Source organism: Pseudonocardia sp. KRD291, assembly GCF_019263595.1.
Taxonomy (GTDB): Bacteria; Actinomycetota; Actinomycetes; order Mycobacteriales; family Pseudonocardiaceae; genus Pseudonocardia.
In genome coordinates this window covers 1-23581 of record NZ_JADQDD010000005.1, presented here as the reverse complement: position 1 = coordinate 23581, position 23581 = coordinate 1, and the positions used below count along the sequence as shown (strand labels likewise).

Annotated in this window: 19 protein-coding genes and 1 tRNA gene; 2 read left to right on the top strand and 18 right to left on the bottom strand. The window is 71.5% G+C overall.

The window, feature by feature from the left end; translation table 11 throughout:
* Window positions 1-106: 106 nt before the first annotated feature.
* Both I4I78_RS01860 and I4I78_RS01855 read left to right on the top strand, forming a co-directional pair.
* Complete coding sequence (locus I4I78_RS01860; protein WP_218609394.1) at window positions 107-1045, top strand: ABC transporter ATP-binding protein; 939 nt, start codon at window positions 107-109, stop codon at window positions 1043-1045.
* A gap of 53 nt (window positions 1046-1098) precedes the next feature.
* Window positions 1099-1623 carry a hypothetical protein gene (locus I4I78_RS01855; protein WP_218609393.1) on the top strand — a complete coding sequence of 175 codons (525 nt, stop codon included), beginning with the start codon at window positions 1099-1101 and terminating at the stop codon, window positions 1621-1623.
* A gap of 64 nt (window positions 1624-1687) precedes the next feature.
* Here I4I78_RS01855 and I4I78_RS01850 read toward each other — a convergent pair whose 3' ends face one another.
* The 18 genes from I4I78_RS01850 to I4I78_RS01765 form a co-directional block, all read right to left on the bottom strand.
* Window positions 1688-1900 (bottom strand): hypothetical protein, encoded by a 213-nt coding sequence (locus tag I4I78_RS01850; RefSeq protein ID WP_218609392.1) that lies wholly within the window; start codon window positions 1898-1900, stop codon window positions 1688-1690.
* A complete protein-coding gene (locus tag I4I78_RS01845; protein ID WP_218609391.1) occupies window positions 1897-3033 on the bottom strand; it encodes a peptidyl-prolyl cis-trans isomerase in 1137 nt (378 codons plus the stop codon). Before I4I78_RS01845 ends, I4I78_RS01850 begins: the two co-directional genes overlap by 4 nt.
* The gene (locus I4I78_RS01840) at window positions 3033-5324 is read right to left on the bottom strand and encodes an RND transporter (RefSeq protein ID WP_218609390.1); all 2292 of its coding nucleotides are present in this window, start codon (window positions 5322-5324) and stop codon (window positions 3033-3035) included. The genes I4I78_RS01845 and I4I78_RS01840 overlap by 1 nt, the downstream gene beginning before the upstream one ends.
* Window positions 5325-5431: 107 nt before the next feature.
* Entirely contained in the window at window positions 5432-6895 is a 1464-nt protein-coding gene (locus I4I78_RS01835) for an MlaD family protein (RefSeq protein ID WP_218609389.1), read from the bottom strand.
* Window positions 6896-6908: 13 nt separating this feature from the next.
* Window positions 6909-8222 carry an MlaD family protein gene (locus tag I4I78_RS01830; protein WP_218609388.1) on the bottom strand — a complete coding sequence of 438 codons (1314 nt, stop codon included), beginning with the start codon at window positions 8220-8222 and terminating at the stop codon, window positions 6909-6911.
* Complete coding sequence (locus I4I78_RS01825; RefSeq protein ID WP_218609387.1) at window positions 8222-9568, bottom strand: MlaD family protein; 1347 nt, start codon at window positions 9566-9568, stop codon at window positions 8222-8224. The genes I4I78_RS01830 and I4I78_RS01825 overlap by 1 nt, the downstream gene beginning before the upstream one ends.
* Window positions 9568-10926, bottom strand: a complete 1359-nt coding sequence (locus tag I4I78_RS01820) for an MlaD family protein (protein WP_218609386.1) — start codon at window positions 10924-10926, stop codon at window positions 9568-9570. Before I4I78_RS01820 ends, I4I78_RS01825 begins: the two co-directional genes overlap by 1 nt.
* Window positions 10926-12314 (bottom strand): MlaD family protein, encoded by a 1389-nt coding sequence (locus tag I4I78_RS01815; RefSeq protein WP_218609385.1) that lies wholly within the window; start codon window positions 12312-12314, stop codon window positions 10926-10928. Before I4I78_RS01815 ends, I4I78_RS01820 begins: the two co-directional genes overlap by 1 nt.
* Entirely contained in the window at window positions 12311-13597 is a 1287-nt protein-coding gene (locus I4I78_RS01810) for an MlaD family protein (protein WP_218609384.1), read from the bottom strand. Before I4I78_RS01810 ends, I4I78_RS01815 begins: the two co-directional genes overlap by 4 nt.
* Before the next feature lie 4 nt (window positions 13598-13601).
* Window positions 13602-14486, bottom strand: a complete 885-nt coding sequence (locus I4I78_RS01805; RefSeq protein ID WP_374225828.1) for an ABC transporter ATP-binding protein — start codon at window positions 14484-14486, stop codon at window positions 13602-13604.
* A gap of 342 nt (window positions 14487-14828) precedes the next feature.
* Window positions 14829-15713, bottom strand: a complete 885-nt coding sequence (locus I4I78_RS01800; RefSeq protein WP_226378930.1) for an ABC transporter permease — start codon at window positions 15711-15713, stop codon at window positions 14829-14831.
* Window positions 15714-15729: 16 nt separating this feature from the next.
* Window positions 15730-16602, bottom strand: a complete 873-nt coding sequence (locus I4I78_RS01795; protein ID WP_226378929.1) for an ABC transporter permease — start codon at window positions 16600-16602, stop codon at window positions 15730-15732.
* Between the two features lie 80 nt (window positions 16603-16682).
* Window positions 16683-17288 (bottom strand): hypothetical protein, encoded by a 606-nt coding sequence (locus tag I4I78_RS01790; protein ID WP_218609383.1) that lies wholly within the window; start codon window positions 17286-17288, stop codon window positions 16683-16685.
* 5 nt (window positions 17289-17293) lie between these two features.
* Window positions 17294-18469, bottom strand: a complete 1176-nt coding sequence (locus I4I78_RS32460; RefSeq protein ID WP_226378928.1) for a LuxR C-terminal-related transcriptional regulator — start codon at window positions 18467-18469, stop codon at window positions 17294-17296.
* Between the two features lie 763 nt (window positions 18470-19232).
* Window positions 19233-19306: transfer RNA gene (locus I4I78_RS01780), tRNA-Thr, on the bottom strand.
* Between the two features lie 130 nt (window positions 19307-19436).
* On the bottom strand, window positions 19437-19952 hold the full coding sequence (locus I4I78_RS01775) for a 2'-5' RNA ligase family protein (protein ID WP_218609382.1): 516 nt from the start codon (window positions 19950-19952) through the stop codon (window positions 19437-19439).
* Between the two features lie 9 nt (window positions 19953-19961).
* Window positions 19962-21113 (bottom strand): DNA polymerase III subunit delta', encoded by a 1152-nt coding sequence (locus I4I78_RS01770; RefSeq protein ID WP_218609381.1) that lies wholly within the window; start codon window positions 21111-21113, stop codon window positions 19962-19964.
* Window positions 21114-21123: 10 nt separating this feature from the next.
* Window positions 21124-23157, bottom strand: coding sequence for an MFS transporter (locus I4I78_RS01765; RefSeq protein WP_218609380.1), 2034 nt, complete (start codon window positions 23155-23157; stop codon window positions 21124-21126).
* Between the last annotated feature and the right edge of the window lie 424 nt (window positions 23158-23581).

The following is a 23581-nucleotide window of genomic DNA, read 5'->3' as shown; positions in this document are numbered from 1 at the left end:
GTCCGGAGGGGGCACGGAGATCCCCCTTCCGGAAGGGGACCGGAGGCATCGGCGAACGCTGTACTGACACCTCCCCGCCGCACACGCGGGGCAGGAGAGGTCGCCGATGCCCGCAGCACCCCCCGGACGGGGCCCGACCGTGGGGCCCGCGGTCGAGTTCAGCGGGGTCACCACGGTTCTGGACGACACCCCGATCCTGCTCCGGCTCGGCCTGCGGCTCGAGCCGGGCGCCATCACCGTCCTGATGGGGCCGTCCGGATCCGGGAAGACGACGCTGGTCCGCCACCTCGCCGGCCTGTTCCCCCCGAACGCGGGACGGATCAGCGTCGGCGACGACGACGTGTGGACCGCCGGTGAGCCCGGGCTGCGCCGGATCCGGCGTGGGATGAGCGTGCTGCTCGGCGGCTCGTCCCTGTTCGACGCCTCCCTGTTCGCCTCGCTCTCGGCCTACGACAACGTCGGCTACGGCCTGGGCGAGCGCGGGATACCGAAGTCCGACCAGGAAGCGTTGATCATGCGGCGTCTGCGCGAGATGCGCCTCGACGACCGACCCACCGCAATGCCGTCCGAGCTGCCCGCGCACGCCCGCAAGCGCTTGGCGCTCGCCCGCGCCCTGGCCGTAGAGGCGCCGCTGGTGGTGCTCGACGAGATCGAGACCAGCCTGGACGCCGCGCACACCCCGCGGGTGATCGCGGCGCTGCGCGAACAACACGAACGCACCGGCGCCACCATGCTCGTCACCACTCACGACGTCGCCCTGGCGCGCACCCTCGGCGACACCCTGGCCGTGCTGTGCAACGGTCGCATCGTGGCCACCGGCCCGGCCGCGGAGCTGCTACGCGGGGTGGAGACCGGCGACGAGTTCGACCGGCGGTTCCGGCTCTCGGACTTCATGGGCCCACCCCGCCTCTCCGACGCCGAGGCCGCACTCGGGACCGACGGCGACCGGCGGCGGGTGTTCGAGATCGACACGAGAGCGATCGTGTTCGCGGTCGCCGCGGTCGCCCTGGTCACCACCTGGGTCCTGATCCTCCTGCTGCGCTGACTCCCGGCGCCGACCACTTCGACGACCTGCCCCGCACCGCCCGAGAGGACCCCATGCCCGCTCCCTGCACGATGCCCGCCGCTCTGCGGCTCCCGGCCGCGCTCGTCGCCGCGTTGGGCCTGCTGTCCGGCTGTTCGACGGACCGACCGGCCACCACGCAGCCGGCGTTCACCGCCTCCGGCGCCGACACCACGCTGGCCGTCACCCGGTCGACGGCCGGGCTCGTCCTGGCCGATGGCCAGGGCCGCGCCCTCTACGCTCTCGTGCCCGACGGCGTGGGTACCGCCGCACCCGCCTGTAGTGGCCCGTGTGCACAACGCTGGCCCCTCTACGCCGCCGACGGCGTCCCGGCCGCGGCACAGGGCACGCTGAACGCGCTGCGCACCGACGTGATCGGCACCGTGCCGTCCGCCGCCGGCGGCGAGCAGGTGACCTACGCCGGTCGGCAGCTGCACCGCTTCGTCGGCGACACGGCACCCGGCTCGACCGCCGGCCAGGGGACCGTCGAGTTCGGTGGCACCTGGATGCTGGTCTCCCCGAACGGCGACCCGGTGCGCCCGTCCGGCGTCCGCCCCTGAGCCCTCACGCAAACGACGGGCCCGGCACCAGGTGCCGGGCCCGTGAGTGGGCGCGAGATGTGCCTCAGATGAACGGCGCGGCCACCGCGAGCAGCGCGAACACCACACCGACCGCCAGGCACACGATGGCGCCGCGACGGATGACAGTGATCCGGTGCTCCTGGTGCTCGTCGGGCATGCCCGGCACGAGACCGAGACTCGCCGCGTGGCGCCGGCCCAGCTCCCCCATCACGACCAGCACGGCAGCCAGCCCGGCGAAGACCAGGACGACGCTCATCCGCCGCCGCCGGCCGGCGGGACCGACGGGGTCGCACTGCCGCCGGGCAGGCCGGGTCCGGCCCCGGTGGGGGCGCTGTCCGGGTCGGCCGGGCGGTAGTCGTCGGCGTAACGGACGTCGCCGTCGGCCAACGAGGTACGCATCCATTCACTCCACACCGCGAGCCGCCGGTCGAAGTCCACGAGCTGGCGCAGCTTGTCCTTGACCTGGTCGAAGTTCGCCGGGACGCCCGGGGTCACGGCGCCGACCTGGCCCACGTTCCAGCCGAACTGGTTCTGCACCGGGCCGTAGATGCCGCCCTGCGGGGCCGAGAACGCGGCCTGGGCGTAGGCCGGCTGCAGCTGCTGGGAGCTGAGCTTCCCGAGCGCCCCGCCGGAGTCGCGGGTCGCGTTGTCCACGCTCGTGGTGCGGGCGACCTGGGCGAAGTCACCACCCGCGCGCAGCTGAGCGGCGACCTTGTCCGCGGCCGCCTGGTTGGTCAGAACGATGTTGCGCAGGTCCCGGGTCTCGGGCGCGCCGAGGCGCTCGGCGTACTGCGGAAACGCCGCGCGCAGGTCGTCGTCGGTGGTCGTGACGTCGTCGGTGACTTTCTTGAACATGTCGCCGATCGCCATCTGCTGGCGGATCTCGGCGAGCACCTTGTCCTCGGAGGTGCCCACGTTGCCGAGCACCGTGGTGAACTCCTTGCGCGCGGCCGGGCCCGGTCCGAGCTGCTGGGCGACGTACTGGTCGAGGGTGGCGCGCACCTTGGCGTCCGCCACCCCGACACCCATCTCGGTGGCCCGGTCCTCGAGCACCATGCTCACCGCGACGGCCTTGGCGGCGTCACGCCGGAACGCTTCCAGCTTCGCCGGGTCCTCGGTGGGCGGCTGCACTCCGTAGAGCGCGCGCAGGGTCTGCACCCGCTCGTCGAGATCGGCGACGGTGACCACACGGTCGCCGACCGCCAGGGCGGCCCCGTCCGGAACCCGCTGGTTCCACCACCAGACCCCGCCGGCCGCTCCGGCCAGCACGGCCAGCGCGACGACGGCGGCCGTGACCCGGCCGGGCCAGGCGCGCGGGACCCGCGGGTGGCGGACGGCGTGGACCGCCCTTCCCAGGGTGCGACCGAGGGCGGCTTTGATCGACGACATCACATCACTCCAACGAGGGGGGAATCGTCCGCGGTGCGCTCGTCCAGCCGGTCGTCGACCGGCGGCGTCACGGCGGGCGGGGAGACCAGCACGACGAACCGCGCGGCGCCGTAGGACAGCACCACCGACAGTGCGAGAAGCAGACCGAACTCGCGGATCAGGGCGAGCTGCGAGACCGCCAGTACGGCGAATCCCGCGCCCGAGGTCAGCGCAGCGAGGGTCACCGCGGTGCGCAGCCGGGGGTCGCGACCGCGCGCCGCATCACACGTCATGATCGTGAACTCGCAGCCCACGGCCGCGGTGAGCGAGCCGAGTGCGACCGTCAGCGGGTTCAACGGGGTGCCCGTGACCCACAGCAGGAACAGCTCGGCGCCGGTGGCCAGCGCCGCCGCGCACACCGCGCGGGCGGCGTCGCCGCGGCCTGCCCCGCGGCTCGCAGATGCAGTCCGTCGGCTCAGGCCGGCGAACAGCACGATCCCGGCGGCGACCAGGCCGGCCGTGCCTGCCAGATATCGGTCGTCCGAGACCAGGTCGTAACCCTGCACGGCCACGGCCGGTAGACCGGAGAGCTCCGTGGTGTACCCGGGCGGGGCCGGCGGCAGCTCGGCGGTGATCGCCGTGGTCAGGGTCCGCAGCCGGTCCAGGTCGTCGAGGCGGACGCCGAACGAGAGCACCGACTCCCGGCCGTCGCTGCGCAGAACCGCGCCGGTCAGGTACGGCGGCAGTAGCCGCACCCCGGCCTGGATCTGATCGGGGGTCGGGGTGGGCCCGAGGAACGACAGCAGCGCCGGCGCGGACAGCGCCGGACGAGCCTCGTCGCCGTGGCCGCGCACGATCGTCTCCTGGGCCCGGGTCATCCACTCCCAGGCCTGCGGGGTGAGCACGGTCGCCGCCGGGTCGTCGGCGCGGATCACGACCGACAGCTCGCCACCGGAGCCCATGACCCGCTCGACCTGGTCGGCGTCGGCCACCGCGGGCAGGCCGGCGCTGAGCTCGTCGACGCTGGTCTGCAGGGGCAGGAACGGCAACGTCGCCCATCCGGCCAGTGCGACCAGCGCTGCCCCGGCGGCCAGGACGAGCCTGCGCCGCGGCGACCGCACCGGGGCCGACGGCAGCAGCGGCGGCTCCTCAGGAACCGGGTCCGGGCCGGCGAGCCCGCCCGGCCGGTAGACCACCCAGCCGAGTGCCACGGCCAGCGCGACACCGATCGCCAGGGTCAGCCCGAGGTCGCGCACGAACGGCAGCGGCGACAGCGCCAGCGTGCCGAAACCGGCGGCTGTGCCGATCGCGACCACCAGGACCGTGCGCGGACGGGCTCCGCGGGCGAAGTAGGTCGGGTAGTAACTTCCGAGCCCGACCAGCACCGGTAGGAACGCCACCACGCCGAGCGAGACCGGCCACCCGGCCCAGCCCAGCACCGACAGAGTCAGCGCGGTCGCGGACAGGGTGACCGCGAGCGGGATCAGCCGCCGGCGTCGGCGGGTCCAGGGCACGAGGAACAAGCACAGCCCGATCGCACCGATCGCGATCGCTCCGATCACCGGCGCCTCCCGGTCCACCGAGGCGCCGAGCGCGGCGGTGATCGCGGGGACGCCGGAGACGGTCGTCGAGGACGTCGGCAGCCCGGCCTCTGCCACGGTGTCGCGCACCGAGGTGACCAGCTCCTCGGTCGACGCCTGCGACAGCCCCTCCCGGGGACGTACCAGCACTGCCAGCGACCGGTCGTCCGGGACGACGTAACGCCACTGCGGACGCGGCTCACCGGAGGAGTTGTAGATCGAGTTGTCGATGAAGCGCTGGTTGCGCAGCGTCGGCAACCCGACCGGCAGTCCCTGCACGATCAGCGGGCCGTAGCGTGCGTCGAACCCGGCTACGGCCCGGTCGCCTGCCGAGGCCTGGGCCGCAGGACCCTCACCGGCCGCGCGGGACTGGTTCACCGCGAGCGTGCGGAGTCCGTCACGACGCCCGGTCAGCTCGGCGAGCAGCTTCTGCGACTGCCCGGCGAGCTGGTTGAGGGTGGTGGCGGGCCCGTAGACGCCCGCCACGTCGGGCAACTGCGACAGCGTGCCCTCGAGCCCGAGCACCTGAGGCAGGACCTCGCGGTCGAGCAGCCCGGAGCGCTCGTCGGAACGCAGGAGCACGACGATCGGATCACCGCCGAAGGACTCCGCGAGCTGCTCGAAGCGCTGCACCGAGGGGTCCGACGAGGGCAGGAACGACTCCACCCCGGTCTCCACCCGGATCTGGGCGATCCCGCCCACCCCGAACGCGACGACCAGGATCACGGCCACCAGGCCCGCGGCGCGACGCCCCGAAGGGCGCGACGCCGCTGATGCGACACCACGCCCTTCGGAGGTCGGCCGGAGTCGCGAGAACATCCGGCGGATCGTCGACACGGTCATCGGCCTCCCGAGGTCAGCCCGGAGAGCAGGCCACCCGAGGGCTGCTCCTCGGAGGACGGTGCGTCCGAGGTGGGCGCACTCGACGACGGTCCGGCCTCGGGGGCCGGTGCCGGCGCCCCCGCGGTCGGTGCGGGGCCCGGCGCCGGGCGCCGGTCTGCCGGGCCGGGGTCGGCCACGACCGGCGGAGGCGCGTCGTCGGCCGGGTCGTCCTGGGTCCCCGGCCGGGGGTAGGGGTTGTTGTCGTCCAGCAGCGGGACGTCGTTCAGCGGGACCGGGTTGCCCTTGAACGACTGGGCGTGGAACACCGGCATGACGCGGAGCAGGGTGCCGTTGGCGTCTCCGCGGGAGACCGTCCAGCCGAAGCTGGTGAAGAACTGGTTGAGGTCCCCGCCGTAGGGCTTCAGGTACTCCAACATCGGGTTGAGCTGGTTGAGCGCCGCGTCCGCGTTGGGCAGCAGGTCCTGCAGGTCCTGCGAGAACACCGGGACGCGGTCCAGCGTCGGTGGGGCCTTGTCCAGGGTCTGGTCCAGAGCAGGCAGCAGTCCGCGCAGATCCGCCGTGGTCGCGGGCAGCTCGTTCAGCGCCGCGTTCAGCGACGGCGCGGCCCGGTCCAGGTTGGCCGCCACCGGGGCGAGCCCACCGGCGAGCCGGGACAGGTCGTCGCTGGCGTCGTTCGCCGCAGCCAGGGTCGGCGGCAGCTCCCGGATCGTGTTCTCCAGGTCGGTGCGGTTACCGGCGGTGACCTCGGTGACCGCGTTGGCGTCGGACACCAGGTCGGCGATCCGACCGCGCTGCACGTCCAACGCGGCGAGCACCGCGGCGGTGTTCGTCGAGAGCAGCTCCAGGTCCTTCGACTGGCCGGCCAGAGCGTCGAGCGCGGTGCCGCCCTGCCGTCCCAGATCCCCGAGGCCCTGCAGTGCCCCGGACACTCCGGCCTGGGTGTCCTTCGTGGCCGACCCCAGGGACTGCAGCGTCGAGGCCAACGCGACCCGTCGGTCCTCCGGAAGGGTCCGGATCAGGTCGTCGAGCAGTACCGGTGACGCCACGGCGCCGTCGGGCAGTCGCGAGTCGGCCGGAACCTCGGCGCCTCGTCCGTCGACGAGGGACACGTAGGTCTCCTCGACGAGGGTCTTCGAGTTGATCTGACCGGTGACGCCCTGGTGCAGCGGGACCGCGTTCTCGTCGGTCAGGTTCATGACGACCTCGGCCCGCCCCTGGGGGGTGGGCTCGATGGTCAGGACCTTGCCGACCTTGACACCGTTGAGGGTCACGTCCGACTGCGGGACCAGGTTGTTGACCTGGTCAACCTGGAACGTGGACCGGTACTCGTCCTGGGTGTAGCCCGGGACGTAGCCGCCCACGGAGGTCCAGAAGAACAGGAACACGAACGCCGACGCCGCGGTGAAGACGAGCAGGATCGTCGTCCTGATCGCCGGGAGCGCGGAATGGGGGATCTTCATCGTGGGTCACCTCCTAACGGGGTGTCGGGGTGAGCTCGTCGGCTCCGGGAGCGGGGATGACGGTCGGGCCGACCTGCAACAGGCCGCGCAGGATGCCGCCGTTGGCGTCACGCAGGCTGGTCACCGACGACGTCTGGTAGACGAAAGCGTTGAGGTCCGGCAGGTACTGCTCCAGGCCCGCGGTGACCGGATCGAGCCGGCCGGAGATCGACTCGAGATCCGGCAGCGTCCCGTTGAGGTCGTTCACGAACGGCCGCAGGTCGGCCGCGACCGGCTTCAGCTTCTGCGCCACCGGGCGCGCCTTGTCGATCGTGGTGTCGAGCGTGTCGACCGTGTCGTTGAGCCGGTCCAGCGCCGAGGGCAGCTGCTCGGACGCGGCCTTGACGTTGTCCAAGGTCGGGTCCAGCTGGTCGGAGAGCTGCTGGACACTCCCGGTGGCGGCACCCAGGTTGTCCACCACTCCGGGCAGCTGGTTCAGGCTCGACCTCAGCGCGTCGCTCTGCGCCGATACCGTCTTCAGCGTCGTCGACAGCGAGTTCGCCAGGGCGGTGAGTCGCTTCTCGTCGCCGCCGACCGCGCCGGACAGCTGCCCGATCGAGGTGACCAGCCGGGCGAGGTTGTCCCGGCGCCGGTCGAGCTGGTCGACGACCGGCTTGAGACGGTTGACGACCTCGGTGGTGGCTCGGACGCCGGCCGGCAGGTCCTGCGGCGCCTTGGCCAGAGCGACGTCGGACGCCTCGAGGAGGCTCTGCACGGCGGAGAGGGCGTTCTCGTCCAGGTGCGCCAGCGCCGCGTCGATCTGGACCGGCGGCTTCGCGTTGGCCACCGGTAGAACGCCGTACTCCTCTAGCGGCGCTCCGGCCGCCGTGCCCGGGTCCATCTCGACGTACATCTCGTTCAGCGGGCTCTTCGGCCGGAGCACCACGGTCGCGTTGTCGTAGACCGGGCCGTCGTACGCGCCGCGGTCGATGGCCAGCAGCACCAGCGCCTGCCCCTGCGGCGACAGCTCCGAGGAGCGGATGTCGCCGACCGGGACTCCGGACATCCGGACCTCCTGGCCACGGCCGGGCGCGAGCGCAGGCGTCTCCGAGAAGGTCGCGTAGACCATGGTCTCGTTCGCCCACGGAGGAACGAACCGCTGCTGCGACAGGATGTACCCACCGCAGACCAGGCCGAGCGTCATCACCACGAGGAGGGCGATGACGTTTCGGCCCAGCCCGGGCTCGTTGCGGATACGGTCGAAGCCGCTACGCAGGCGGGCACCGAGCCCACCGGGCTGCTCCGACCCTGCCGACTCCGCTGTTGCTGTCGACTGCGACTCGGACATCACCGGCCACCCGTCCCGTAGAAGAGCTGCTGGTACATGTTCTCGAGGCTCACGTTGCCCGCCGCCGGGATCGTGCCGAGGCCCGGTCCGGGGTGGAACGCGACCGCGTGCCCGTTCGGGTCGACGTAGGCGCCTGCCTTGTTCAGACCGCTGAACATGTGGCCGAGCTCGTCCTTGAGCGGAACGCCCTTGTTGTCGACCGCGGCGAACGGCCCCTGCCCGACGAACGGCGTGTTCAGCGAGTCCAGTACCGGCCCGTTGAGTCGTTGCAGCGGAGCCGGCAGGTCGTCGAGGACGCGGGTGGCGCCCTCACTCGCCGGGATCAGGCCCTCGACCAACGGCCGCGTGTCGGCCAGCGCGGAGCGCAGGTCGGCGACCAGAGGGCGGGCGTCGGCCAGCACCGGCTCGATCCGGCCGAGGAGCGTGTCGAGCTCCTGCACCGAAGGACGCGCCGGGCCGGCGGTCTCCCGTACCTTGTCCAGGCTGACGTTCAACCGCTTCAGGCCGGCGTCGGTGGTGTCCAGTACGCCGGGGAGCTTGCCGATCGTCTCGGCCATGGGGCCGGAGGTCTCGGCGAGCACCTGCGTGGTGTCCTGCAGGTTCGCCACGGTCCCGTCCAGCTGACCCGGCTCCCGGTTGAGCGTCGCGGTGGTCGACTGCAGTCCCTTGACGACGGCCGTCAGGTCCGTCTCCGGGTTGGTGCCGCGGGCGGCCTCGATCACCCCGGCGCCCGGGCCGAGGGTCCCCGGCGCGGCGGCCAGCAGATCGTGCAGCGCGTCGTTGCCTCCCGCGTTGCCCAGCGTCTCGTCGAACTGGGTGACCGTGGTCCGGGCTCCGGCCAAGGCGTCCGGCTGCAGCCGCTCGACGACGTCGTCGACCTCGGTGGGCAGCCGCGTGCGGTCCAGCGGGATCTGCTGGGTCCACTCCGCGGTCCGGTCCCCTCCCGGGACGAGCTCGATGTAGAACAGTCCGGACAGCAGCGTGGTGGGGCGCAGCCGCGCCGAGGGCTGGTCGCCGACGGTGCCCACCACGTTGTCGTCGACGACGACGGTCACGATCGCCCCGCCGTCGTCGGCCGGCCGTACCGAATCCACGACGCCGGAGTTGACCCCGGCGACCTTGACCTTGCTGACGTCCTCGAAGAGGAACTGGTTCGCCTCGAAGTGAATCTCCCGGGTCTCCGACCCGGTCAGTTTCGCGAGAACGGTGTTCAGCTGGGGCTTGAACAGCCCGGCCACGAGGGCCACGACCATCAGCCCGATCACCGCCAGCGCGGCCACCCACAGCGGGAGGCGTCGCCGGCCGACCGGCTTGTGAACCTTCTGGGTGCTGACTGCGTCAGTCATCAGTTGCCTCCGAGCAATCCGCCGGCGGCGCTGTTCCCGGCGTCGGGCTGTTCCTCCGGACGGGCGTTGGACTCACCGGGGACCGGGAGGATGCCCTGCGACGCCTGACCGGGCGTCTCACCCGGGGCCGGGTAGGCATCACCGGTGCGGAGCGGGTCCTCGAGACCGGCCGCACCGGAGAAGCTCTCCACCCTCGGCAGCAAGGTGAACCGGAGGTGGTGTCCGGCGGCGTCGCCGTCGGAGAGGGCAGAGCTCGCGCTGGTGAACCACTGCGAGATCTCCGGCGAGTAGGGCGCCAGCACCTGCAGCGGGACGTTCGCGAAGTCGACGGCCTGGGTCACCTTCGGTGCCACCGGCCGGGCATCCGCGATCGCCGGGGTCAACGAACCCAGCGCGGGCTCTGCGGTTTCCGAGACGCCGGGCAGCTTGTCCAGCGGCTGCGGGCCCTCGACGAGCACGCCCCGCAGGTCCGGCGTCGCGTCGCCGAGCGAGCGCGCACCGGTCTGCAGCTGGGTCATCGCCGAGGTCGTCGACGCCAATGGCTGCTGCAGGTCCTCCAACGCCTTGCGGGTGTTGGGTAGCGCCTCAGGCGCGATGTCCAGCGTGCCGCCGAGAGCCTGGCCCCTGTCCGCGTTGATCGCGGCGAACGTGGTGTCGAGCTGCCCCACCAGCGAGGAGATCTCCTGCTCGCGGCCTTCGAACCGCGAGGACAGGCTCTCCAGCGAGGTGAGCATCGAGGTGAGGTCGCGACCGTCGTTCGTCGTCAGCGACCGGGCGGTGGTGCCCAGGTCAGGCAGGATCCCCGGACCGGCCTTCGCCACATCCTGCAGATCCTGGCCGTGGCCGGCGGCGCCGTTGCCCAGCTGCTGCAGTGAGGACCGCGTCGCGTCCTGGGTGGCCGGGTCGAAGACCTTGGCCAGGTCCAGCAGCTGCACGGCGCCCCTGGAGCGCTGCTCCGGGAGCGTCTCGTCCTCCCCCAACTCGCCTGCTCCGGCCGTGCCGGAGTCGAGGTCGAGGTACTGCTGGCCCAGTCCGGACCGTCCGGTCACCGCGGCCGAGCCGTCCCGGTAGACCTTGGTGTCGCCGTCATCGAGCTGCATCCGGACCTGCGGGACTCCCTCCACCAGCGTGATGTCGTCCACCCGACCGACCCGGATCTGACCGATCCGGACGTCGTTGCCGATAGCCAGGTCACCGGTGTCGGACACGGCGGCGTTGCGGTACTCGTGCTGCGCGAAGGGAAGCCCCTTCTGCGCGTTGAGTGCGACGTAGAGGAAGAAGCCGGCTCCGACGAAGATCAGGACCCCGATCAGTCCGGACCGGAAGCGCGCTCCGCGCTTGGGCTTGGCACTCGCCATCACTGGCCTCCCAGAAGGGTTCCGACGGCGCCCTGCTCCTGCTCGGGCGTGAGCCCTGTGGCGCTGCTCTCGGGCGTGGGCTGAGGCGCCAGCAGGGTGTTCGAGTCCTGGCCCGGCTGGGCCGCCGTACCCGGGCCCGGTTGGCTCGGTGCGGGCTCATTGACCTGTGGGTTCGGGCTGGGGTCCGGCCCGGGCGCGGGCGCCAGGTCCGGGAGACCGCCGGGTACGAAGCCGCTCACCGCGTCCGGGTTGGCCACGTAGCTGGCCCGGAAGTAGTGCGACAGGCCGTCCTTCTCGTTCGTGGTCAGCGCCCAGTTGCGGATGAACCCCAGGACGTTGCCCAGGTTCCCGTTCAGGTCCTTGACGATCGGCTCGGCGCCGTCGACCGTGCGTTGCAGGTCGGGGCCGGCCGCCTTCAGCTCGGCCGCAACCGGCTGAGCCTGGTCGAGCAACTCGCTCGCCCGGTCCAGCACCGGGTCGGCCGAGGCCAGCGCCGGGTCGGCGGAGTCGGCGAAGCGCTGCAGCTCCTGGCTGATCGCCACCAGGTTGTCGGTCGTCGGGCGCAGGTTGCCCAGCGTCACCGCCGTGGACCGGGCAGTACCGGTCAGCTCCCCGAGAGTGGCCCGGGCTGCGGCGAGGGTGCCGGGAAGCTCCTGCAGCGTGCCGCGCAGTTGTGCGTCCCGGGCGGCCGTGGTGTTCAGCAGCGAAGTCGTCGACCCGACCAGGCCGTCGAGACGCTTGCCCTGGTCGACGGCCAGCGCACCGGTGACCGGCTCGACCTGGTTGACGACCCGGCCGAGCAGCTCGTTCTGGTCGGACAGTACCGACACCAGCTTGTTGGTGTCGGTCATCGCCGGGCCCAGCGCGGCGAGCGTCTTCTGGATGTTGTCACCGTTGTTCGCGGTGCCCTGTCCGAGGGTGGTGACGAGCGCGGCCAGCGCGCCTGCCGTCGGGTCGTCCAGGGTGTCGAGGATGTTCTGCAGGTCGGCGTCCTGACCGGTCCGCTCGACTCCGAGGACGGCGTCACGCGGCAACTCGGGCGATGCCGGTGTTCCGGTCGTCAGGCTGATAAACCGCTCGCCGAGCAGGCTCACCGGTGCGACCCGGGCGGTCGCATCCGAGTGGATCGGAAGCGCACGGGCGTCCACCCTCAGTGGCACCTGGGCGACCTTGCGATCCGGCAGGAACTGCGGCTCGCCGACCTCGCCGACCGTGACTCCGTCGATCTTGACCTGCTGCCCGGAAAGGATCGGACTCACGTCGGCGAACTCGGCGATCACGATCCGGCCGTTCTCTGCGTTGCCGATCCCCGCCGCGGCGCCGGTCGCCGCGACGAGCGCGACGATGCCGACGGTAAGTACCCGCCAGCGGGAGAATCCGAGCGTCATCGCGGGCCCTCCCCGCTGGCGTCACCGAGCTGCGGCAGGAGCGGCGTCTCCGCGGATCCGCCGTTACCGGAGGTGTCGGCAGCCTGACCGGGCGCGGGCGCGGTCTCGCGCACGATCCCGGGCGGCGTCAACCCCGGCGGGTAGACGGTCGGCGTGGTGGTGCCGGCCTGGGCGAAGATGCGCATGTAGCGGCCGTTCGCGTCGTAGTTCTGGCCGGCCGAGCCCCACGTGGTGAGGAACCCGGTGACCTCGGGGGTGTAGGGCCGCAGCGTCTCCAGCACCGGGGCGTAGCCGCCGGCGAGCTCGGCCAGACCCGGCAGCGAGCGGTTCGAGGAGTCGAGCAGGCCCGGCGTGCGGTCCAGCAGCGTCGAGGCCGCCTCGAGGGTCGGCTTGAGGTCGGCAACCAGTGGCCGAAGGTCCTGCAGCAACGGGGCCAGCTGCTCGGAGACCCCGGGGAGCTTCTCGGTGGCCGGGCGCAGGTCCTCCAGCAGCGGCAACGCCTCGTCGGTGACGCCGGGGACCTTGCCCAGAGTGCCCTGGGCCGTCTTCAGGGTCGGAGGCAGCTTGGCCAGGGCGGCGCGGAGCTGCTCGCGCTGGCCGGCGGTGGCCCGCGCGCTGGTCGACAGCTCGTCGATCACCGCGCCGACATCCTGCTGACGCTTGGCCAGGGTGTCGACGGTGCCGTTGAGGTCGGTCACCAGGTTCTTGATGGCCGGACCGTCGGTACCGATGCCACGCAGCACCGAACCGACCGCAGCCAGTGCCGGGCCCGCGGTCTGCACGGTCGCGTTCAGATCCTGCTCGTGACCGGTGACGGTGTTCTGCAGGGTGCCCACCAGGCTGCTCAGCCGCTCACGCGTCGGCTGGTCGAGTGCGGCGAGAACGTCGGCGACCTCGGTCGGCTTCGGGAAGTCACCTTGGACCATGCCGCCGCTGGGGATCTCGGCGTAGTCCTTCGGTCCGTCCTCGACGAACAGAAGGCGCTCACCGACGACGGCCTTCCACTGGACGTGCAGGAAGGCGCCGGCGTGCAACGGGGCCAGGTCGTCGTCGATCGAGATCTCGACGACGGCGTGCCCCTGCTCGGGCCGGATCGACTCGATCGTCCCGGCCTCGAATCCGTCCACGTAGATCGGGGCGTCGGGGATCAGGTTCGGGTTGCCGGCCGGCAACACGGCGCTGACCGTGTACGGCTCGTTGGCGCCGGTGGCGGCGACGAGGACGCCTCCGACGGCGAGCAGTGCCACCACACCGGCGGCCAGCTTGCTCAACAGTCCGCTCATCGGCTCAGTCCATCCCGAGCGGGCCGGCGGACTGACCTGCCAGGAACTGCTTGACGAACGGGTCCTGGTGCTCGAAGGCCTCGTGCGCCGGCCCGTAGTGGACCACCTCGCCCTTCCAGATCAGGCCGACGTAGTCGCTGACCTTGCGAGCGGTCTTGATGTCGTGCGTGACCAGCAGATAGGTCCCGCCGTGCTGGTTGTGGACGTCCATGATGATGTCGCACAGCAGGCTGGTGCGGACCGGGTCGAGGCCGGAGTCCGGCTCGTCGAACAGCACGATGTCCGGGTTCATCACCAGCGCTCGGGCGAACCCGGCCCGCTTCTTCATACCGCCGGAGACCTCGTTCGGCGCCTTGTGCGCCGCCTTCGCCAGACCGACCTCGTCGAGAGCGGTCATGACCGTCTTCTCGACCTCTTTCTCGGACTTGCGCGTGTGCTTGCGCAGCGGGAAGGCGACGTTGTCGTAGAGGTTCATCGAGCCGAACAGCGCACCGTCCTGCCAGCAGACGCCGAAGCGGGTCCGCATGTCGTAACGCTGGTTCTCGCTCATCGACCAGATGTCGACGCCGCCGACGTAGACGGCGCCGCGGTCGGGAGCCAGCAGGCCGACGAGATGCTTGATCAGCACCGACTTTCCGGTACCGGAGGGCCCCAGCACAGTGGTGATCGCGTCGTGCTGGAAGTTGAAATTGATGTCCTTGAGAATCTCGGCGCTGCCGAACGATTTGGCCAGCCCCTCCACCTGCAGGATCGGGTCGGTCCCGTGCCGGAACTCCCGGGTCTCGGTCGACCAGCCGGGTCCGCGGGCGGGCTGCGCGCCGCCGACCGGGTTGGGAATCTCCTGGGTGGGGTACTCGGTATCCGAGCCCGTGTACTGAGGTGAGGTCACTGATCCTCCTGGGGACGACCGGCCGTGTTCCGACCTTCGTCGGCACACGGTCACTGCGGTGGTGGGCCGTCCCGTGGGGAGCCGGGCCCGGGTGGGGTGGACGCATCTGGTCCGGGAGAACGCACCGGCGGGATGCGGGGAGCGTCGCCGGTGTCGAGCGACCGGGCGGTGGCGGGGAACGTGCGCCCGGTTCGTCCGGCGCGAGCGGGGAGCGTGCGCCGAACGGGAGAGCTGAGTCCGGCTCGGAGTCGTCCGGAACGTCGTGGCGGGTATCCAGGGGGCCGCGGTAGCGGTGCCCTTGGGGAGGTCCGGTCCGCCCTGGGACGGCGAGCCGGACCGGCGTCAGTTGGCGATCGGAGAGTTCGTCTCGAGCCCCCAGAAGGCCAGTGTGCCGATGGTCCCGATGACCGAGATCAGCACGAGATTGATGATCATGGATTTGGCGGTCGCGCGGCCCACGCCGACGGGGCCTCCGCTGGCGTTGTAGCCGTAGTACAGACCCACACCGACGATCACGATCGACTCGACCATGATCTTGGTCATCACCGCGATCGAGTCGTACGGACTCTGATACAGCCAGAACAGGTAGAGGAACCCACCGGGCGAGACGCCGCCCAGGTTCACGACCGTGACCAGGTACATCGCGCAGTAGAGGATGGCCAGGCCGACCGCGTACATGAACGGCACCGCGATCACCGTGGCCGCGATCCGTGTCCCCACCAGGTAGGACTTGGACTTGATGCCCATGACCTCCATGGCGTCGACCTCGTCGGAGATCCGCATCGAACCGATCTCCGCGACGTAGCCGCAGCCGACCTTCGCGGCCAGGATCCAGCCCCACATGTAGACCGACAGCTCGCGCAGGCCGCAGTAGGCGTCGAAGACCGACGAGTAGAGCGGGGCGCCGATCTGCTTGAGCGTGTAGCTGGCCTCCAAGCCGCACTGCCCGCCCATGATGAACATCATGAACCAGATGATCAGGGCGGAACTGAAGATCAGAATGCCGGCCTGGCGGAAGACCTCCGGCACGTAGCGCCGGAACATGTCGGGGAAGTCCCGCACGGTGTCGGCGGTGAAGCGGCCGATGTCGCCGGCCTCGGTGAGGCCGCTCTTCAGCTTTCCGGTGATCGAACCGAAGCTGATGTCGACGCCCTGCTTCTCGGGAGCGCGGAGCTCCTCCGGGTCCTCGGGGTTCTGTGCCGAACCCCGGTCGTCGAGCATCGTCATGGCGTCCGCACCTCCCTCACTTGTAGACGCTCATCTGGGGGTTCAGGCCGAGCATCGTCAGCGTGAACACGAAGTTGATGACCCAGACCCCGGCGAACGAGATGACGACCGCCTGGTTGACCGCCTTGCCGACGCCGATCGGGCCGCCCTTGGCGTTGAGCCCGACGTAGCTGCAGACGACGCCGATGATCAGGCCGTAGAGGGCGCACTTCGCGACGCTGCCCCACATGTCGACCGTGTTGAGCAGATCGAACAGCGAGCCGTAGTAGCCGGCGTAGCTGGCGTCGAAGATGGGGCCGGCGGCCACGTAGCCGCTGACCAGACCGACGACCAGAGCCAGGATGTCCAGGACCGCGGTCATGATCGTGCAGGCCAGCACCCGCGGGAGGACGAGTGTCCGGATCGGGTCGACGCCGAGGACCTCCATGGCGTCGATCTCGTCCCGGATGCGGCGGGCTCCCAGGTCGGCGGTGATCGCCGTCCCGACGACGCCGGCCACGACCATGCCGTTGATGAACGGAGCGAACTCACGGACCGACGCGAACTCGAAGAACGCGCCGAGGCGGTACGGGATGCCGAAGGTGTAGAAGATCGCGCCACCGGTGAGGCCCGGCGCCCCGAACCCGAACCCGAACGCGGCCAGCGACATCGGCAGCCAGGTCAGCTTCAGGATGTCGAAGCACTGGTCCCGGGTGTCTCCCCAGAAACCGACCGGCTTGCGGATGGCCAGGGCGAACACCTTGACCATCAGCTGCCACATCTCGCCGGCCGTGACGAACGGGTCGGCGATCTTCTTCAGCAGACCCGGCGTACCGGAGCCCTTAGCCGACCGGCGGGGTACTTCGGCCGTCCTGTCGGGCTGCTGGGCGAGCGTCCCAGGCGTGCTCATCCACTCTCCTTCGAGTCGACCGGCGCGTATCGAGGTCGGGTGGCGGCGATCACTAGACCTCCACCGAACTGTGAGTCTCGTCAGCGAGAGGAGTCCTCACACCTCCCGCTGGGGGCGGTTCCGCCTCCCCCTCGGGGGGTATGCGGAGCGGCATCTGCGTCGGGGGAGGTCCGGCGAGCCCGACGGGCGCGGCGGCGGGCCATGAGCATCCGGCCTCCCAGCACACACGCAGCGAGTAACGAGCCCACTCCGAGCCCGCCGAGCAGCGCACCGGCGATCGGGTGCACGGGAGCCAGCATCGGGAGTACGGCGCCCGCGACCACCACCATGAGCGTGGCGACGAGCGCGTCGACACGAGGCCAGGAGGGGGAGCGCCACACCCGGACCAGCCCGGCCACCCCGCCGATCCCGAAGGTCAGCAGGGAGCAGCCGAGCAGGTGGACCACGAGGGGGTCACGCAGGGCGTGGCCCCCCGTGCCGGCGAGCGCGGAGGGCGGGCCGAGCCGGCGCAGGGCCTCGTCGATCCGCTCCGGTGCCGGATCGCTGCCGGCTGCCTCGGCGACCTCCGCCCAGACCCGGGCTCGTAGATCCTGGCGCTGGTCGCGGGGCAGGCCTGCCGAGGCTCGGTCGAGCTCGTCGAGGTAGGCCCGCACCGGTTCCGGCACGGACGCGGACGTGGTCGGCATCGCTCTCAGCGACGTCCGTCGCCGGCCTGGACGCGCTCTCGCTGCACGTCGTGGCGACTGCGCAGCCAGTGCGATACGGCCTCGGCCCGATTCGCCACACCAAGCTTGCGCAGGATGTGCTTGACGTGGGACTTCACCGTGCCCTCGGAGATCACCAGGCGGCTTGCGATCCGGGAGTTGGTGTCGCCCGCGGCCATCAGTCGCAGCACCTCGACCTCGCGCCGGGTCAATGTCGGGTCCACCGGGGCCGAGCGGAGGAAGTGGTCGACACCACCGGACGGACGCGACCGCCGGATGTCGCCGGGCGCCTCGTCGACGTCGTCCTCGTGCCCCCACAGCACGCGCGAGTCCCCCTCGTCGCGCACGGCGGCGAGACGCCGGGACAGTTCGTCGACGTCGCGGCGGATGGTGCCGAGCTCGTCGAGCACCATCGTGCGGGTCAGCGCCTGCCCCAGGCCCTCGGTGAACATCGTGAGGATCTGGCGGTCGAGCTGGTCCACGTTGCGCTGCTGGTAGTAGCAGTCGACGTGGACGAATCCGGCGACCACGCCGTGCACCACGATCGGAGCCGCGGCGTAGCTGCGTGACATCGACGCCTCGGCGATCTCCTTGTGCACACCGGGACGGTCCTGTACCTGGTCGACCAGGATCGAGGTACGCCGACGGACCATCTCCGTCTCGACGATCGACCCGTTGAGTTGCTGCGGAGTGCTCCGCCCGACGGCCAGGATCTCCCGCGCCCACATCTCGTCCTTGTCCACGTGCACCCGCTCCGGGATCCAGAGCGAGTCCGCGACCCGGGAGACGATCGAGCGGTCGAAGCCGAGACTGCAGGCCGTGGTCGCCGCCGTGTCGAGCAGCGTGCTGCAGCTCTTCGTCTCGCCGAGCATCGCCAATGCGGCACGCACTCGTTGCAGTGCCCGGTCCTGGCTGGCGATCTGGTCGAGCAGGAGTCTCTCGTCGAGCTCCTTGACCGCCTGCAGCACCTGCACGAGGTCCGGCGAGACGCTGTTCGTTCCAGTCGTGAGGGTGGCCATGGCCGACGCCCAGATCGCCTTCAGGACGACACGGGCCGACGGGTGGTCGACGACGTGCTCGGGATGGGGCAGTGTGCCCGGGTCGAGCAGCCGGCGCGAGGCGAGCAGCAGGTCGATGACCTGGCCCTCCTGCGGCCGGGGCATTCGGCGCCCTCGAACCCGCCACTGAGTGCCGGAGTCACAGCGGCGCATGAACGCCACCCGGGTCGTACTTTCACCCATACCGTCCTCCTCCTCGAGGTGCCCCCTGGACCGGACTTGTCGTCCGCGGTGTGTCGAAAGACCTCAACGAGCACCAGACTGCGCAGGATGCGCGCTGGTTGCCGCCGACTCGTTCCCTATTTGCAGTCATCGATGACCGTTTATGGTGGGACGACAGTCACTCGCCAGACAAGGTCAGTATGACGAGAACTATCCGTATGTGCAGCTAGGCGGTTTGCGACAGGAGCGGCCGAGACGTCGTCGACGTGCGGATGGACAGGCTTCGACGCTCTACTTGTGGTCAAGCTCGACTGAAGCCGTATCACTCGATCGGGCTACCCGCCGGCGAGGACATCAGCGCGCCAGTGGTCATTGCGAGCCAGATCAGGTGACGCGCGCGGCTCCTTCCGCGATCGACAGGCTCGGCCTCGGTACCGAGGGCGGCTCGATCGAGGGACTGCAACGATCAAGCCCAAGCGGATCACTCGGTGGCACGCGCCGCGCAGGATTCCGTGGATTACGCGGATGCCTCCGCCTGCGAGCGGACTCCACGCGCGCGGAGCCGCTCGGGAGCCAGGAGATCGAGGCCTGCCGACGGGGCCGGGGCGCTTCGCGGAGGCCATCACCTGACGCCAAGACGACCGGGAGGCCACGAACCGGCTCCTGAGGGGCGGCCAGGGACCCTCAATGGGCCTCCGACCTGGAGAGCCGCCTGGGAGAGTCGAACTCCCGACCTACGCATTACGAGTGCGTCGCTCTAACCGACTGAGCTAAGGCGGCGGGTACTGCGGTCGGAAGTGTACCGGCCGCCCGTCGTCCACCCGTCACCCCGGGGTGGGTCCGCAGCCGCACAGCTTCCGTCCGTCCGCACCTGCTGCAGGAGGTGCGGATGGATGGGAGGGGTGCGAACTCAGGAGCGGACGTCGTCGAAGTGGTGGCGGGGGCCGGGTGACCAGGGACCGCCCCGGTAGTGCCAGAGGGCCAGGCCGGTCACCGGCACGTCGTAGGGCTCGAAGCCGGAGGCGAGACCGTCGTGCAGGGCGCGGGCCTCGGACGGGTCGACCTTGTTCTGCACCGTCACGTGCAGGTCGTCCTTGCCCCGGTCCTGACCGGTCAACCAGGGGTCCCAGGCGCGCGCCAGGTCGCGGCGGAGCGTGGCGAGCTCGGGGCAGGCGAGGGTGAACGCGACGCCCCGGCCGAGCAGGCGCACGCCGGTCACCCGCGCCGTCGGGGCCGGGCGGCGCACGGCGTCGGACACCGTGTGGGAGATCTCGGACTCGTGATCGCCGGGGAGGTGGTGGAACAGGGTGAGGTGGGCGTCGATGTGGTTGCGCCCGGCCGGGAAGTGGCGGCGGCGCAGGTCGTCGAAGTGCTGCCGGGCCGGCTCGTCGAGGAGCGCGGTGAGGATCAGGGGACAGTCATCCACGCTGCAGTGTCATCCACGGTGCAGGGCGGTCATCATGGCCTCGACCGCGATCCGGGGCTTCACGTTCTGCTCCAGAGCGTCCCGGCAGGCCAGCACCGCCTCCAGCCGGCGCAGCGCGGACTCGGACCTCCACTCGGCGGCGGCGATCCGGATCTCGTGCTCGCGGTCGGGGTTGGTGAGCGCCACGTCGGCACCGGTCGCCGCGATCAGGGTGTCCCGGTAGAAGCCCGCCAGGTCGACCAGGGCGCGGTCCAGTGCGTCGCGCTGGGTCCTGGTGGCGCGGGACTTCTGGCGCTTCTCCAGATCGCGCTCGGCGGCCTTGGCGGCTCGCGCCGCGCCCGCGACGCCCTTGCCGGTGCCGCCCCCGCCCATCGCGACGGAGAGCTCCTCGCGTTCGGTCTCGTCGCGCTGCTCGCGCAGGTCGTTCGCCTCGGTCTCGGCGGAGCGGATCAGGGACTCGGCGTGGAAGAACGCGTCGCCGAGGCGGTGCAGCTGGGTCGGCACCGCCAGGATCGACTCGCGGCGCGACCTCGCCTGGGGGTCGCGGGCCAGGCGCCGGGCCCGTCCGACATGGCCACCGGACACCGAGGCGGCCCACTGCGCCTGGTCGGGGTCGATGCCGTCGCGGTCGCGCAGCACGCCGGCCACGGCACCGGCGGACGGGCTGCGCAGGTGCACCAGGCGGCAGCGGGAGCGGATCGTCACCGGCACGTCGTCGGGGTGGTCCGACGGCGCGCAGAGCAGGAACACCGTCTCCGGCGCCGGCTCCTCCACGGCCTTGAGCAGGGCGTTCGATGCGCCCTCGGTGAGCCGGTCGGCGTCGGCGATGATCACGATCTGCCAGGGCGCGGTGGCCGGCCTGCGGGCGGCGAGCTGGACCAGGCTGCGCATCTCGGCGACCGAGATGGACAGGCCCTCGGGCACGATCTCGCGGACGTCGGCGTGCGTGCCGGACAGGATCGTGCGGCACGACGCGCACTGCCCGCAGCCCTGGTCGGGACACTCCAGGGCCGCTGCGAACGCGCGCGCGGCGTTCGAGCGCCCGGAGCCGGGCGGGCCGGTGAACAGCCACGCGTGCGTCATCGACGCGGGGTCCGACGCGGCGTCGCCGAGCTCGGCGACGACCGCGGGCTGGCCGACGACGTCGTCCCAGACACTCATCGGCGCGGGCTCAGGATCGGGCCGGCGGGGGGCCGTCGTCGGTGACCGCCGGGATCGGGCCGGTGGCGGTCGTCGACGTGGAGACGGTCCCGGCGTCGGCAGCCGCGGCACCGGGGGCCGGAACCAGCGGGAACACGCCGTCGCGCACGCGTTCGGCGACGTCGTCCTCGGTGCCGTCGGCGTCGATCACGACGTGCCGGTGCGGTTCCACCGCGACCATCCTGGCCAGCAGCTTCTGCACCCGGGCGTGCTCGGCCCCGGCGACCGGGGCGGCGGCGCCACCGGCGGCGTCCGGCGCCCGGTCGAGCAGCACCGACATGTCCGGACGCAGCCGGCCCGAGGCCCACTTGCCGAGGTTCTCCAGCTCGCCGTCGTCGGGCGCGGCGCCCATCTGCTCGGCGGCCACCCCGAACTGGGCCAGCGGGCTGGCCATGAACCGGTCCATCACCACCACGGCGCCGGACTCCAGCGCCGGGCGGATCACGCGCTCCACCAGGTCGGCCCGGACCGCGGCCGCGGCCAGGGCCTTGGCGCGCGCGCCGGCCAGGTCTGCCTCGCGGGTCGCGGCGCTCCACCGTGCCTCGTCGCCCTCGTCGTCCGGCTCCACCACGCGGTGCCCGCGCTCGCGCAGCGACGCCGCGAGGAGCTCGGCCTGGCGCGAGGTCTCGGCCGGGGTGGCGCCCTCGACCGCGATCAGCACGCCGGAGCCGGTGCGGCGCTCACCGTGGCGCAGCGCGGCAACCAGATCGGTGAGCAGCGGCTCGAGGCGGCGGTCGTCCATCTGCCGGTAGGCGAACGTGCCGACGACCGCGGCGACGATGCCGGCTCCGGCCAGGACGAACCGGGTGCCGTCGACCAGGTACGGGGTGCCGTCGATGGTGACCGTGCGGGTCGCGACCACGCCGACCACGATCGGCACCAGCGACATCGCGCCGAGCAGCACCACCCGCACCAGCGACTGCACGAACGCGTTGACCCGGCCGCGGACCTCGTCCGCGACCTGGGTGCCGATGATCGTCAGACCGGTCAGGAACGCGACGCCGGCGAAGCCGCCGACGAACATCACCGCGACGATCGCCATGAACAGGTGCACGGCGAGCGCGACCACCACCAGCGACAGCCCGGCACCGACGATCGCGGTGCCGAACAGGCGGTTGTGCGGCAGCCGCTGGGCCAGGCGCGGCCCGACCGCCATCCCGAGCGCGAGACCGCCGAACACGCCCACGAACAGGATCGAGTAGGCCGCGTCGCCGCCGCCCAGGCTCGACGAGTAGAGCTTCGCCGTCGCGATCACGGCGCCGCCCGCGGTGAACGCGCCGATGATGCCGATCACCAGGCCGCGGATCAGCGGCGTGGTCGCGACGAACGTGAAGCCGTCGCGGAGCATGAACGCCAGCGACGGCGGCTTCGCGGCCCGGTCCGCCTTGTTCGGGCGCCCGGAGAGCTCCGGGATCCGGAACCACACCATCAGCGCGGAGAACAGGAACGCGAACGAGTTCACGAACAGCGCCAGGTAGACCGCGGTCGTCGGCGTCGTCGCGTCCACCAGCGGGGCGAACTTCGTGACCAGCGCGAACAGTCCGGCTCCGCCGGCCACGGCGACGCCGTAGGTGACGACGAGCCCGAGCTGGGCGGCCGTCTCCATCTGGTCCGGGCGGCGCAGCAGGTTCGGCACCGCCGCGTCCTTGGCCGGGATCCAGAACATCGCGCACAGCTCGATCAGGAACGTGGCCGCGAGCAGCCACCACAGGGACCCGACGATCGGGATCGAGAACAGCAGCAGGAACTTCAGCGTGTCGCAGGTGGCCATCAGCTTGCGCCGGTCGAACCGGTCGGCCAGCGCACCGGCCAGCGGCCCGAACAGCAGCGACGGCAGCAGCTTGGCCGCCACCGTGCCGCCGAGCGCGAAGCTCTGCGCCGTGTACCCGGCGCCGGCGGCGAGGTGGGTCGCCAGCGACGTCATCGCCAGGACCGAGAGCCACTCGCCGGTGGAGGTGATCGCGGTGACCGTCCACAGCCGGCGGAACGCCGGGATCGCCAGCACCGACGACACCCGGTGCGACGTGGGCGCGGAAACCTGCGAGCTCGCGGGGGAACCGATGGCGGCTCACCTCCTCGTACCGGGCCGGGGTCGCCGGGTGTGGTTCGGCGACGCTGGATCGGCGGTTGACGGGCCCCGGCGACGAGCCGGTAGTGGCCCTCAGGGTAGTCGGCGCCTCCGACACACGTGGAAGGACGGCGCCGTGCGGTGCGACGTTGGTCCGGACGAGCGGGCGAGCGGTCGTACCCGGTCAGACGATCGACACCACGGTCTGGATCACGATCACGGCGAAGACCAGCACGAAGAACAGGGTGAACAGCCGTGATCCGCGGCGGCTGCGGGTGCGCCGGGCGAAGCCGAACAGTGACGGGTCCGGTTCGACGGGCGGGCGCGGGACCCGCGGGTCGCTCGCCGCGGGAATCCCCCC